The 13812-nt window shown below is 71.3% G+C and carries 13 protein-coding genes and 1 rRNA gene; 10 read left to right on the top strand and 4 right to left on the bottom strand.

The window, feature by feature from the left end; translation table 11 throughout:
• Positions 1-2: 2 nt before the first annotated feature.
• A complete protein-coding gene (locus tag ABZ490_RS37965) occupies positions 3-749 on the bottom strand; it encodes a trypsin-like peptidase domain-containing protein (RefSeq protein ID WP_359001097.1) in 747 nt (248 codons plus the stop codon).
• 119 nt (positions 750-868) lie between these two features.
• On the opposite strand from ABZ490_RS37965, the gene ABZ490_RS37960 reads away from it, so the two are divergent.
• Complete coding sequence (locus ABZ490_RS37960; RefSeq protein WP_359001094.1) at positions 869-1132, top strand: DUF397 domain-containing protein; 264 nt, start codon at positions 869-871, stop codon at positions 1130-1132.
• Between the two features lie 42 nt (positions 1133-1174).
• On the top strand, positions 1175-2275 hold the full coding sequence (locus ABZ490_RS37955) for a hypothetical protein (protein WP_359001091.1): 1101 nt from the start codon (positions 1175-1177) through the stop codon (positions 2273-2275).
• Positions 2276-2320: 45 nt separating this feature from the next.
• On the opposite strand, the gene ABZ490_RS37950 is transcribed toward ABZ490_RS37955, so the two are convergent.
• Positions 2321-3226 carry an oxidoreductase gene (locus tag ABZ490_RS37950; protein ID WP_359001088.1) on the bottom strand — a complete coding sequence of 302 codons (906 nt, stop codon included), beginning with the start codon at positions 3224-3226 and terminating at the stop codon, positions 2321-2323.
• A gap of 114 nt (positions 3227-3340) precedes the next feature.
• Here ABZ490_RS37950 and ABZ490_RS37945 point away from each other — a divergent pair, with 114 nt between their 5' ends.
• The 8 genes from ABZ490_RS37945 to ABZ490_RS37910 all read left to right on the top strand — a co-directional run bounded on the left by ABZ490_RS37945 (position 3341) and on the right by ABZ490_RS37910 (position 13094).
• Positions 3341-3964, top strand: coding sequence for a TetR/AcrR family transcriptional regulator (locus ABZ490_RS37945; protein ID WP_359001085.1), 624 nt, complete (start codon positions 3341-3343; stop codon positions 3962-3964).
• Between the two features lie 266 nt (positions 3965-4230).
• Positions 4231-5571: a S53 family peptidase gene (locus ABZ490_RS37940; protein ID WP_359001082.1), complete on the top strand. Its 1341-nt coding sequence runs from the start codon at positions 4231-4233 to the stop codon at positions 5569-5571.
• A gap of 395 nt (positions 5572-5966) precedes the next feature.
• Positions 5967-6275, top strand: coding sequence for a hypothetical protein (locus tag ABZ490_RS37935; protein WP_014673544.1), 309 nt, complete (start codon positions 5967-5969; stop codon positions 6273-6275).
• Between the two features lie 162 nt (positions 6276-6437).
• Entirely contained in the window at positions 6438-7256 is an 819-nt protein-coding gene (locus tag ABZ490_RS37930; protein WP_359001079.1) for a hypothetical protein, read from the top strand.
• A complete protein-coding gene (locus tag ABZ490_RS37925; RefSeq protein WP_359001076.1) occupies positions 7246-8598 on the top strand; it encodes a hypothetical protein in 1353 nt (450 codons plus the stop codon). Before ABZ490_RS37930 ends, ABZ490_RS37925 begins: the two co-directional genes overlap by 11 nt.
• Positions 8595-10163, top strand: coding sequence for an SCO6880 family protein (locus tag ABZ490_RS37920; RefSeq protein ID WP_359001074.1), 1569 nt, complete (start codon positions 8595-8597; stop codon positions 10161-10163). Before ABZ490_RS37925 ends, ABZ490_RS37920 begins: the two co-directional genes overlap by 4 nt.
• A gap of 9 nt (positions 10164-10172) precedes the next feature.
• Positions 10173-11600 carry an ATP-binding protein gene (locus tag ABZ490_RS37915; RefSeq protein WP_359001071.1) on the top strand — a complete coding sequence of 476 codons (1428 nt, stop codon included), beginning with the start codon at positions 10173-10175 and terminating at the stop codon, positions 11598-11600.
• Between the two features lie 15 nt (positions 11601-11615).
• Positions 11616-13094 carry a type VI secretion protein gene (locus ABZ490_RS37910; protein WP_359001068.1) on the top strand — a complete coding sequence of 493 codons (1479 nt, stop codon included), beginning with the start codon at positions 11616-11618 and terminating at the stop codon, positions 13092-13094.
• Positions 13095-13101: 7 nt separating this feature from the next.
• On the opposite strand, the gene ABZ490_RS37905 is transcribed toward ABZ490_RS37910, so the two are convergent.
• Entirely contained in the window at positions 13102-13662 is a 561-nt protein-coding gene (locus ABZ490_RS37905) for a GNAT family N-acetyltransferase (protein ID WP_359001066.1), read from the bottom strand.
• 68 nt (positions 13663-13730) lie between these two features.
• Positions 13731-13812 (bottom strand): 5S ribosomal RNA (gene rrf / locus ABZ490_RS37900); the annotation flags it as partial.

Raw genomic sequence — 13812 nt, 5'->3', positions numbered from 1 at the left:
GTTTACGGATCGGAGGCCGCGTCCTCGTACAGTTCGGCGGCCTCCGCGCCCAGCACCACGCTGTAGGAGATGTCCGCCGTCGCCCCGCCCTGTTCGTGGCCGCCGAGGATGCCCACGACCTGGTCGTCGCCGTTGACCCAGGGGCTGCCGCTGGTGCCGCCCGTGAAGTCGGGGCAGTCGATGCGCTGCTGGGTGGAGCTGTGGGCGGTGGGGCGGTTGACGCAGCGGACGGGGGTCTCGCGGGAGTCCGGGTAGCCGGTGACGGTCACGGCGGTGGCGCCGGTGGCCGTACGGGTCGCGAACCGGTTGGCCCCGACGACGTCCTCGATCTCCTTGCCGCCGTCGGCGCGCAGGGTCGCGAAGGCGACGTCGCTGTCCTCGTCCTGGCCCTTCGCCCACCCGTCGGGCAGGAAGACACGGGCGACCTTCCAGGTACCGTACGGCGCCCTGCCGTCCCGGTATCCCGGGACGAAGACGAGGTCGCCCTGCCCGCCGAGGCAGTGCGCGGCCGAGACGAGGAGGTCGCGGTGGGGGGAGTGGACCACGGAGGCCGTACAGAAGTGGGCGCCGGCCGGATGGCCGGCGTCCGCCGCGTCGAACAGCGCGCCCACGCGCGCCGAATCGGCCGTCGCCGCGGCGACGGTGGTCACCCCCAGGGGGCCCGGCCCCCCGTCGGCCGCCGCCTCGGAGGCGGAGGTGGCGGCCACGGCGAGCAGCCCGACCGCACCGAGCAGAGCGTTTCGCTTCACCGGCTTCACCGGACCCACTGTGTCCCACAAAGGTGAGAGAAGCGTCAGACAATGGAGCTTTCACTGGTCCGTACGGGTGACGGGCCACCGGCGACTCACGACCAGAGGGAAGGACCCCCATGACCGCATCCCCCGACATCCCCGCCGGCCTCACCTGGGTCCGCGCCGCCCCGCCGGAGGCGACCGGGCCCGGCCCCTGGATCGAGATCGCCTTCGGCGAGGGCGACGGGAACGACGACGGCGAGGCCCCCGTCTACCTCCGGGAGACCAGCGCCCCGGACAACGTGGTCACCACCAACCGCCGCAAGTGGGACGCGTTCGTCCTGGGCGTCCAGGCAGGGGAGTTCGACCACTTCGTGGAGGGTGTCGAGCTCGGCGGATGAGCGGGCGGGGCGTTGTCGGTGGGGTGCCGTACGGTTCGGGACATGACCAGGACCGCCCGACTCGTCGCCACGCTCGACGCGCCGCTCCCCGACCCCGACGCCGCCCCCGCGACGGTGTGCCGGCTGCGCGACGGGCGTACGGCGCTCGTGCAGCGCGACGACCGCGAGGTGGTCGTACAGCCGCTGGACGACGCGTTCCGGCCGGTGGAGCGGATACGGTTCCCGGCCCCGTGGACCGTGCGCTTCGGCACCTGCGCCGTCTCCCCCGACGCCGACGTCGTCGTCTTCGCGGGCACGCACGCCCTGCGCGCGGTGGACGCGGGCGGGGCCACGCTGTGGGAGATACGGCACGGCTGCTGGGGCTGCCCCGAGACGCACGGCTCGTTCGAGGAGTACGCGACCGACGGACGGCACACGTACCCCGAGGGCGGTTCCGCCGGCTTCTCCGTGGACGGCTCGCTGCTGTGGGCCCACATCCGCGGCCCGCTGGCCGAGGGCGGCGAGCCGGACGCACAGTCTGTGGACGAGTGGCTGCTGCTCACCCCCGGGGACGGCCGCGTGCTGGCCCGGGTCGACGCACAGGCGGCCGCCGCGGGCAGCGACCACCTCCCGCACCCGGACCCGCGGCAGATGGGCCTGAGCATCGGCGAGGGCCAGGACGGCGCGCCGATGCGCTGGGGCCGCTGGGACGGTGAGCGGCTGGCGGTGGAGTACTTCGAGGGGCTGGACCTGGCCCTGCTGGACGTGAGCCCGTCCGGCGCGCACTTCATGACCGTCTCGCACGACCAGGACCGGCTCGCGCTGCACGACACGTCGACCGGGACGCAGGTCGCGGAGTGGAACGTGGAGGAGTGCGTGCCCCGGCACCCGGGCTCCGATCCGGAGAACGACGAGGTGTGGCCCGCCTGGGACTGGGCCGGCGGTTTCGTCGACGACACGACGGTGGTCGCCGGGACCGTGTGGCAGGACGAGGAGTGGGGCGAGGGCCGGCACTGGCTGGTGACCCGGGACGCGTCCCGGCCCGAGCCGCTCGTCTACCCGGGCCCGGTCACCAGCTCCCCGGCCGCCCTGGGCCCCGGCCACTGGTACACGTACGGCGAGGACCACCGCACCCTCTCGGTGTGGACCCTCGGCCCCCGCTGAGCCCAGCCTCCCGGCCCGCCCGCAGCCCGGCCCGGCCTTCGGCGCTCACGCCACCCCGATCCCCGACCGCACCCCGGTCAGCTCCTCCGACAGCGTCCACAGCCGGCGCGCCGCCTCCGCGTCGCTCGCCGCCGCCGAGCGTCCCACCAGCGTGGGCGCCCCGCGCATCTCGCCCATCCCGTCCGGCCCGACATAGCTCGCGCCGGGCAGGTCCTGGGTGGCGGCGTACAGGGTGGGCAGCGCGCCCGCGCGGTCGTCCTGGGCGAACAGGACGTTGCCCACGCGCATGAAGACCCGGGCGAGCGGACTGGCCGCGTGGCTCTGGAGGTTGGTCGCGGAGTATCCGGGGTGCGCGGCCAGGGCCCGTACGGACGAGCCGGACGCGGCGAGCCGGCGCTGGAGCTCCAGCGTGAACAACAGGTTCGCCAGCTTGGACCGGGCATAGGCGCGCTGCGGGGTGTAGCCGGCCGTGAGGTTCGGGTCGTCGAGGTCGATCACCGCTCGGCCCCACCGGTGCGCGCCCGAGGAGACGGTGACCACCCGGTCGGTGACGGCCGGCAGCAGCAGGTTGGTCAGGGCGAAGTGGCCCAGGTGGTTCGTGCCGAACTGCCGCTCGAAGCCGTCCACGGTCGCCTCGCGGGGCACCATCATCACGCCGGCGTTGTTGATCAGCGTGTGCAGCGGGGCCCCGGCCCAGTCCGCCGCGAACTCCCGCACGGACGACAGATCGGCGAGGTCGAGCCGCCGGACCTCGGTGCTGCCGCCCACCCGCGCGGCGGCGGCCCGCCCGCGCTCAAGGTCCCGTACCGCGAGGACGACATGCGCCCCCGCCCGCGCCAGCGCCTCGGTCGCGGTGAATCCGATGCCGCTGTTGGCGCCCGTGACGATCACCGTGCGACCGGTGAGGTCGGGGAGGTCCGCGGAACTCCATGCCTTCTTCTCAGCTGCCATACCGCAAATGTAGGCGCCGCCAACAATGCTGTCAATGACAACAATGAGAGCGATGCGCGGTGCCACCAAAGATGACGGCGACAACAATGCTGACACCGTCAACACCGGGATACGATGGTCAGCATGCCGTCGTCGCCCACCGAGAGCCGCCCCTACCACCACGGCGACCTCCGCTCCGCCCTCCTCGCCACCGCCGAACGCACCCTGCGCGTCAAGGGCCCCACCGCCCTCTCCCTGCGCGAACTGGCCCGCGAGATCGGCGTGAGCCATGCCGCGCCCGGCCGGCACTTCAAGGACAAGCAGTCCCTGCTCGACGCCCTCGCGCTCACCGGCTTCGACCGCCTGGCCGAGGCCCTGGAGTCCGCCGACGACCCGGCGCTCCCCCTGGAACCCCGGCTCACCACGCTCGCCCGCGCCTACCTGGGCTTCGCCCTCGACAACGCCGCGCTGCTGGAGCTGATGTACGCCCGCAAGCACGCCCCCGCCACCCCGGACGTCGCACACCGGATGGCCGCCGCGATCGACCGCACGGTCGGCGCGCTGGAGCGGCTGATCGCCGACGGGCAGCGGCGCGGCGAGATCGTCGAGGGCGAACCGGCCCGGCTGACCCTGTTCCTGGGCTCCACCCTGCACGGGTACGCCTCGTTCGCGGCGAACGAGATGCTCACCCCCGAGGCCGTCCTCGCGGGCGTCGCCGATCTGGTCCACCACACCCTGCACGGCCTGATCCGCCACTGACCGCCCGGCCCCGCACCCCTGTGGCCCGTCTGTGAGCAGGGTCAAGGACCGGCCACCCGCCGCCCATCCGCCCACCATCGGCGGGCAATCCCCCAACCCCCTTCAGTAAGGCGGAAGTCAGAACTCCGCAACCCTCCTTGTTGTCGCGTACTCAACAAGCGCACAGTCGTCGCGGGCCGCCGCCCGCCGCCGGGGACCACGTACCGGCGGCAACGCATCACCCCCCACCCGCACCGCCCCTGTCACCCACCATCAGGAGCTGTCCGTTGCGTACGACGACTTCCCCCAACCCCCCTGCCGCCCCCGGCAGATGGCGCCGCGCCGGCGCCTCCCTCCTCGGCACCGCGGCCCTCGTACTCGCCGGTCTCGGCACCGCGGCCCACGCGAACGCGGCCCCCACCGCCCCCACCGCCACGCCCGCGAAGGTCACCTGGGCGGCCACCCCCTGCGCCACCCCCAAGCACACCGGCGAAGTCGCCTGCGACTCCTTCCGCGTCACCGGCGGCACCACCGCCTTCCAGAAGGCACAGGCCCGGCGGACCGGCGACACCGCACAGGTCACCCCCAAGGCCGCGGCCGCCACCCCCACCGGCTACGGCCCCTCCGACCTCCAGGACGCCTACGGCCTCACGGACGCCGCCGCCGACAACGGCTCCGGCGAGACCATCGCGATCGTCGACGCCTACGACGACCCGAACGCCGAGGCCGACCTCGCGAAGTACCGCAGCTACTACGGCCTCTCCGCCTGCACCACCGCCAACGGCTGCTTCAAGAAGGTCAGCCAGACCGGCTCCACCACCTCGCTCCCCTCCGCCGACAGCGGCTGGGCCGAGGAGGAGTCCCTCGACCTCGACATGGCCAGCGCGGTCTGCCCGAACTGCAGCATCCTCCTCGTCGAGGCCAAGTCCGCCACCATGGCCAACCTCGGCACCGCGGTGAACCGGGCCGTCACCCTCGGCGCGAAGTACGTCTCCAACAGCTACGGCGGCTCCGAGTCCTCCTCGGACACCTCCTACGACTCCTCGTACTTCAACCACGCGGGCGTCGCCATCACCGTCAGCGCCGGCGACGAGGGCTACGGCGCCGAATACCCGGCCGCGTCCAAGTACGTGACGTCGGTGGGCGGCACCGCCCTCTCCTCCTCGTCCTCCACCACCCGCGGCTGGACCGAGAAGGTCTGGAACACCAGCTCCACCGAGGGCACCGGCTCCGGCTGCTCCTCCTACGACGCCAAGCCCAGCTGGCAGACCGACACCGGCTGCTCCAAGCGCACCATCTCCGACGTCTCCGCGGTCGCCGACCCCGCCACCGGCGTCTCGGTCTACGACTCCTACGGCGTCACCGCCGGCTGGTACACCTTCGGCGGCACCAGCGCCTCCGCGCCCATCATCGCCGCGGTCTACGCCCTCGCCGGCACCCCCGGCAGCAGCGACTACCCGGCCTCGTACCCCTACGCCTCCCTCGGCACCTCGTCCCTGAACGACGTCACCAGCGGCAGCAACGGCACCTGCTCCTCCAGCGCGAGCTACCTGTGCACCGCCAAGTCGGGCTACGACGGACCCACCGGCGTGGGCACCCCGGAGGGCATCGACGCCTTCACCGGCTGACATCCCCTCACCACCCCGCAGAACGACCGCAGTGGACCGTGGGGGCCACAGCGGCAAGGGCGAACGGGCCGCGGCATCCAGCCGCGGCCCGTTCGCCGTGCGTTCCAGCCGGGCATGAGACCATCGAAACGTGCACTCACCCGACCAGCCGTCAGAAACGGCACGGGGCCGTGAAGTGGGTCAACGACAGAACCACACCCAGGTTCCGTTCCGGCCTCATTGCCCGGCGTGACCTGCCGTGATACACAGAGTGACCGTACCAACCATTCATACGAATCCCACCCGTCAATGACGCCAAGTCGACATACGACGGCGGCATCGTCGGCGACAATGAGGCCTGACCTCTGCACTCCGCAGAGGGCAGGCGGAACTACCCACCAGGGGCGGTGACTTACATGCTGTTCGCGGCCGACAAGGGCGACATCAACACCATCATCGGCGGAATCGCTCCGGACTGGGGGCCCTTCGGCAGCCTGGGCAACGAGGCGAAGGTGATGATCGAGGTCGTGATGGCGGTGGCCATCCTCCTCTGCCTCGGCATCGCCGTCTGGGGTGCGGCCAAACAGCGCATCGGCGCCACGGCCCTGCGGGACACCTTCAGTGCGGAACAGGGCAAGGGCCTCATCATCGCCGGACTCACGGGCGTCTTCATCATCGGCTCCCTCGGCACACTGTTCACGATCGTGTACGGCATGGCCGTATAGCCGCCCGCCGGCGCCCCTCCTCCCCCACCCACCCGTCGTGCCCACCGGCTGAGGTTGCGTTTCCCTGATGTCGAGTCACCACACCGCGCCCGCGCGGGAACCAGCACGGCTACCGTCGTACTTCTACGCTTTTCAGTACGGCAACGAGGGGGCGAACGCGGCATGACTCCCGGCGACGAACACGACTACGGCGAGCCCACGGGCACCCGCGTCCGCCTGCCCGAGGCCGACCCCTACGGCGGCGCCCGCCGCCCCGCCCGCTCCTCCTCCCGCAGCCTGGTCACCGTGGTCGGCGTCGTCGTCCTCCTCATCGCGGCCATCGCCTTCGCGAACCGGGGCGGCAACGACTCCACCACCTCGGAAGCCACCCCCGACACCAACAAGCCGAAGACAACATCAACGGCAGCCAGCGGGACGAGGCCGGTGGACACGAAGACGGGCGGCATCCCCTCGGGCTTCGCGCACACCGAGCAGGGTGCCCAGTCCGCCGGCGCCAACTACGCCGTGGCCCTGGGCTCGACCGGCATGTTCCGGAAGGACAGCAGACACACCCTCGTCGACACCGTCTACACCAAGGACGCCGCAGCCAAACTGCAGAGCGCCATGGACCAGGCCTACTCGACGGACTTCCTCGCCAAGATGGGCCTCGACGCGGACGGCAACGCCCCCAAGGGCAACACCTTCGTCTCCCGCGTGGTCCCCGTCGGCACGACCGTCGCGAACTACTCGGACACCACCACCCAGGTCGCCGTCTGGTACCTGGGCCTCATCGGCATGTCCGGCACGGACTCGACCGACCCCGTCACCTCGTCCTGGAAGACCTGGACCTTCGACCTGACCTGGACCGACGGCGACTGGAAGATCAGCACCGACAGCCAGAAGGACGGCCCCGCGCCGGTCCCCGGCGACGACCAGGCCGCCGCCTCCGACGAGATCAGCAAGGCCATCGAGGAGTACGGAGGGTTCACTTATGCCCGGTAACCCGCACCGCCTGCTCAGGCTCGCCGGAGTCGTGACGGCCGTTCAGACGAGCGCCGTCCTGCTGGCCGGCCGCGCCTTCGCGGCCCCCACACCCGACCCCTCGCCCACCCCTTCGGGCTCGGCGTCCCCCTCACCCAGCGGCTCCCTCGACTGCAGCCTCATCTCCGGCGAGGCCAAGAAGTACTGCGAACGCGGCAACAACTCCACCGGCAGCACCGCCACCAACCCCGGCGTCTCCGACACCCTCGACCCCCTCTCCTCCCTCGCCAAGGGCTGTGCCGACGCCGCCTCCTGGACCGTCGACAAGCTCAGCGAAGCCGTGAAGGAGACCGCGAACGTCGACTTCACCAACACCAGGTTCCTCCAGCAGTACGCCGTCGTCTTCGCCGCCTCCACCGTCCTCACCCTCGTCCTGTGGCTCCTCGCCGTCGCCAAGCGAGCCGTCCGGGGCGTCCCCCTCACCACCGCCATCGGCGAAGCCGTCGGCTTCCTCTGGCTCACCGTCCTCGCCTCCGCCTTCACCCCCCTGATCCTCTACACCGTCGTCTCGGCCACGGACGGCATCACCGAGGTCCTCGCGAAGACCACCGGCGACCAGACCGACACCTTCTTCGGCACCTTCTCCGCCGCCCTCGCCAAGGGCGAGAACATCGGCGGCGGCCCGATCATGCTGATCGTCGTCTCCCTCGTCTCCATCCTCGCCGCCGGCGTCCTCTGGCTGGAGCTCGTCATCCGGGCCGCCCTCCTCTACGTCGGCGCCCTCCTCGGCACCGTCGTCTACGCCGGCCTCGTCGACAAGAACCTGTGGGGCCACGTCCGCCGCTGGGCCGGCATCATGATCGCCGTCATCCTGGTCAAACCGGTCATCGTGATCGTCCTCGGCCTCGCCGGCGCCCTCTCCTCCGACGACGGCCCCGACTCCTTCTCCGCCGTCGTCTCCGGCCTCGCCATCATCCTGCTCGCCATCTTCGCCAGCGCGATGATCTACCGCTTCGTCCCCGGCTTCGGCGACGAGATCTCGAACTCCCGCAACAACCGCATCATGCAGGGTGCCGAAGGCAAGGCCGCCGCCGTCATCAGCTCCCCCGCGACCCTCGTCGCCCAGGGCATCAAGACCCACAGCACCCGCGCCGACAACAACGGCGGAGGCGGCCAGTCCGCCTCCGGCCCCCGCCCCTCGAACCCCGCCTCGGGCGGCGTCGCCGCACACAGCTCGCGCCCCTCGAACGGAGGCGGCGGATCTGTCCCCTCCGCCGCACCCGCACCCCGCTCCAGCAGCGCGATGAACACCCCGCACACCGGCAACACCCGCAACAACCGCACGGGAGGTGAAGGGCGTTGACGACGGATTCCCATCTGGCCCACGTGTCCCACGTGGTCTCGCCCCGCCGCACATATCTGATCGGCCGCGCCCGGCCGAACGCCATCGTCGGCCGCAACCGCGAAACCGGCGAGATCGCGCTCATCGTCATCGGCGCGTTCCTCGGCATGATGTGCGGACTCCTCGTCCCCCTCCTCCCCCTGCGCATCGTGCTGCTCGCCGGCTTCCCGATGATCGCGCTCGCCGCGGTCTACGTGCCGTACAAGCACCGCACGTTCTACAAGTGGTTCGAGATCAACCGCAGCTACAAGCGCACCCTCCGCCAGGGCACGACCTACCGCTCCGGCGCCATGGAGGCCGGCACCCGCATCGACGGCCAGGAGGTCGAGGTCGGCCCGCCCCCGGGCATCGGCCGCATCAGCTGGCTCGCCGCCCCCTTCGGCCCCGACGAGATCGCCGTACTCCTGCACGCGGACCGCCGCACCGTCACCGCCGCCATCGAGATCGAGGGCCCCGGCGTCGGCCTGCGCGACAGCGAGGACCAGGAAGCCCTCGTCGACCGCTTCGGCACCCTCCTCAAGCACGTGGCCAACGGCGACGGCTTCGTCACCCGCCTCCAGATGCTCGCCCGCACCCTCCCCGCCGACCCCGACGCCCACGCCAAGGACGTCACCCAGCGCGGCGACGACAAGGCACCGGGCTGGCTGGCCCAGTCCTACGACCAGCTCCAGTCCATGGTCTCCACCAGCAGCGAGCAGCACCGCGCCTACCTCGTCGCCTGTATGCACTACACCCGCGAGCTGGCCGCCGAGGCGCACGCCATGGCCCGCGCCGCCCGCCCACAGTCCGGCCGCAAGCTCGACCGCGACGCCGGCCTCGCCGTCGTCATGGCCCGCGAGCTGACCGACATCTGCTCCCGCCTCCAGGAGGCGGACATCCGCGTCCGCCAGCCCCTGGGCCAGGGCCGGCTCTCCTCCCTGGTCCACTCCATGTACGACCCGGACCACCCCATCGACCACATCCAGGCGATGACCCGGCGCAACGCCTGGCCGGCCGAACTGGACGCCATGGAACCCACGTTCCTCCAGGCCAAGACCCGCGAATCGACCACCCGCGCCCCCTGGTGCCACGCCACCGCCTGGGTGAAGGAGTGGCCGATGACCCCCGTGGGCGTCAACTTCCTGGCCCCGCTCCTGGTCCACACCCCCGACGTCATCCGCACCGTCGCCGTCACGATGGACCTCGAACCCACCGAGATCGCCATCGAACGCATGCTCACCGAGAAGACGAACGACGAGGCCGAGGCCAGCCGCGCCGCCAAGATGAACCGCACCGTCGACCCCCGGGACGTCGCCGCCCACTCCCGCCTCGACCAACGGGGCGAGGACCTGGCCTCCGGCGCCGCCGGCGTCAACCTGGTCGGCTACATCACCGTCTCCTCCCGAACCCCCGAGGCCCTGGCCCGCGACAAGCGCACGATAAGGGCGTCCGCAGGCAAGTCGTACCTGAAGCTGGAGTGGTGCGACCGCGAGCACCACCGCGCGTTCGTGAACACACTCCCGTTCGCCACCGGCATCCGAAGGTAGGGGCTTCACATGCGGGACCCGCTGTCCGTCCTCACCGACGCCTTCACGTCCTTCCTCTTCGGCAAGGTCGAGACGACCCGCCTGCCCGTCCGCACCTCCACCGGCCAGGCCCAGGCGGTCTACCTCCCCACGGCCGCCCCCGGCCTCGGCGACTCCGGCGTCATCATCGGCCGCGAGGTCTACTCCGGGAAGGGCTACATCTACGACCCCTTCCAGCTGTACGGCCAGCAGCTCCCCGCCCCGCACTGGCTGGTCCTCGGCGAGTCCGGCAACGGCAAGTCGGCGCTGGAGAAGACCTACGTCCTGCGCCAGCTCCGCTTCCGCGACCGCCAGGTCGTCGTCCTGGACGCCCAGGGCGAGGACGGCGTCGGCGAATGGAACCTCATCGCCCAGGCCCTCGGCATAACCCCCATCCGCCTGGACCCGACGGCCGCCCTGAACGACGGCATCCGGCTCAACCCCCTGGACCCCTCGATCACGACGACGGGCCAGCTGGCCCTGCTCCGCACGATCATCGAGGTGGCGATGGGCCACGGCCTGGACGAACGCTCCGGCTTCGCCCTCAAGGTCGCCCACGCCTACGTCAACGAGACGATCATCGAACGCCAGCCGGTCCTCACCGACATCGTCGAACAACTCCGCCACCCCGAACCGGAATCGGCGGAGGCGATGAACGTCGCCATAGACGACGTCCGCGCCTGGGGCCTGGACGTCGCCCTGGTCCTGGACCGCCTGGTCGACGGCGACCTGCGCGGCATGTTCGACGGCCCGACGACGGTGGGCATCGACCTGGACGCCCCCCTGATCGTCTTCGACCTCTCCCACATCGACCGCAACTCCATCGCCATGCCGATCCTGATGGCGATCGTCGGCGTCTGGCTGGAACACACCTGGATCCGCCCCGACCGGAAGAAGCGCATCTTCCTCGTCGAGGAGGCCTGGCACATCATCAACAGCCCCTTCGTGGCCCAGCTCTTCCAGCGCCTGCTCAAGTTCGGCCGCCGCCTCGGCCTGTCCTTCGTCGCCGTGGTCCACCATCTCTCCGACGTCGTGGACGGCGCGGCCGCGAAGGAAGCGGCGGCGATCCTCAAGATGGCCTCGACGAGGACGATCTACGCCCAGAAGGCGGACGAGGCGAGGGCCACCGGTCGGGTCCTGGGCCTCCCCCGCTGGGCGGTGGAGATCATCCCCACCCTCACCCCCGGTATCGCGGTCTGGGACGTCAACGGCAATGTCCAGGTGGTCAAACACCTGGTCACGGAGACGGAACGCCCGCTCGTCTTCACCGACCGGGCGATGACGGAGTCCTCCACGGACCACCTCGCCTCCGAGGACGCCCTGCACGCCGCCGAACTCGAACAGGAACGGCGGGCGGCGGTCTTCATGGAACAGCATCTGGCCGACTTGGACGACTCGTCCGAGTCGACGGTGGCCTAGCGGCAGGGGGTTGCCATGAGACCCGGTGACGATCGCGCCCCCGGCCGCGAAGGCGGCCAGGCTGGCGGCATCCCCGACGGCCTCCTGGTGGGCCTGCTGGCCTTCCTCCTCGGCATGACCCTCCTGGTCTGGACGGCCACGGGCCTGGCCGCCCTCTTCACCCGCGGCTCCTGGCCCGACGGCGTCACCTTCGCCCGCACCCCCCTGGCCATGCGCCATCTCATCGCCCAGCCCCACGACATCCCCGGCGCCTGGCCCGACGCCACCCCCACCGCCCTCTCCGGCTACGGCCTCTTCTGGGGCCTCTTCATCGGCCAGCTGATGATCCTCTTCGTCCTCACGGTGTTCGTCATAGGGACGGTGGCCAGATGGCGGGCCGTGCGAGCCCGGAGGCGGGCCGCCGACGTCGTCCAGCAGCACGAGGTGCCAGTACCGCGCACAGAACCCCTTCCGGCGGCGGAGCCACCTCGCACGCAGCCACTCCCTGATACTCCGGTTCCGGGGACGTCCTCGACGTCGGCTTCTCTGTTGCCGGGTGAACGAGCGGGCGGGTGGGAAAACACCCGCGCCGAGGGCGCGGTCCGCTACGCCCCACCGGACACCCGCAAGACCGCCGCCACCCAGGCCCTCCGAGACGCCGAGGCCGCAGCCCTCGTCCTCACGTCCAACCCCACCCTCTGGCAGGAGACCAAGGACGCCCGGGCCAAACTCGGCCCGGTCCACCTCTACGACCCCACACACCTGTGCGACACCCCCGCCCGCCTCCACTGGTCCCCCACGGCCGGCTGCGAGGACAAGGCGACAGCGGCCCACCGAGCCACCGCCCTCCTCGCCCCCGTACGCCCCACGGCCCGCCTCGACCAAGCAGTCTCCGACACCGCCGAAACCCTCCTCCGCAGCTACCTCCACGCCGCCGCCATCGACGGCCGCACCATCCGCCATGTCCACCGCTGGTCCCAGGGCACCGGCATCCAGGACGCGGTCCGCACCCTCCGCACCAACCCGAAGGCCGCCCCCGGCTCCGCCGGCGAACTGGAGGCCGCCCTCACCGCCCACCCCGAGCGCCGTGACATCGCCCAGGAGCTCACCTCCCGCGCGCTCTCCGCCCTCTCCACGATCAACATCCGCGAGGCATGCACTCCCAACCGAAGTGATGCCCTCGCCTTGGATTCCTTCGTGGACGAAGGGGGAACGCTTTACGTGGTCGGCGAATCCCTCGAGGACCCCAGGACAAACCCAGGCGCCATGCCTCTCCTCACGGCCCTCGTCTCCAGCGTGGTCGAGCGCGGCCGGCGCATGGCCGAACGGTCATCCTCCGGTCGCCTCGACCCACCACTGACCCTGATCCTGGACGACATCGCGGCTGTGGCACCTCTCCCCCAACTCCCGGACCTCCTGGCAACCGGCGCGGACCGCGGCCTGCCCACCCTGGCTCTCCTGCGCTCCCGCGAACAGGCCAGGGCCCGCTGGCCCCACCACGAACTGCCGGTCTGAGGGATTTCTACCCGCGCTCGCGCACGAACTCGATCTCGACCTCCCCCGAGAAGTCCCCGAATCCCTCCCCTACGGGTGCCGTCATCCCGCTGGGCGCGAACCCCGCCTTCCGATAGGCCCGCTGCGCCCGCAGGTTCTCCTGGTGCACCAGCAGCCGCACCCGCTCCACTCCGACCCCCCAGGCCCACTCCACTCCGGCCTCGAACAACGCCAGGGTCACCCCGCCCCCGCGCCACTCGGGCCGCACGTACACGCCCACCACATGCCCCTGCCGCCGCTCGACGGGCAGCCCGGCCCAGTCGACGCTCCCGGCCTCCTCCACCAGCACGGTGACGGTCCCGATCCACTCCCCACCGGCCGCCTCGGCGACGAACTGCCGCACCCCGCCGGCCTCTCCACCGGCCCCCAGGGCCCGCTCCTGCCAGAAGGAGTCCGGCCGTGCCGTGGCATCCTCGTAGGTCTCGAGAAAGGCGATAGCCGCAGCGGAATCCTGGAGCGCCTCCAGCCGCAACGCCTTGGCCTGTCGCCACTCGTCGGCCCGTATACCCCGCACCACGAAATCATTCATGCGGATCACCGTACCTAAAACGCAGAAAACCCCCGCACCATACGGTGCGGGGGTTTCCCGGAATGATTGTTCGGCGGTGTCCTACTCTCCCACAGGGTCCCCCCTGCAGTACCATCGGCGCTGTGAGGCTTAGCTTCCGGGTTCGGAATG

The organism is Streptomyces sp. NPDC005811, from assembly GCF_040630405.1.
GTDB lineage: Bacteria > Actinomycetota > Actinomycetes > Streptomycetales > Streptomycetaceae > Streptomyces.
The sequence above is the reverse complement of the archived record's forward strand: the minus strand, read 5'-3'. Positions and strand labels throughout refer to the sequence as shown.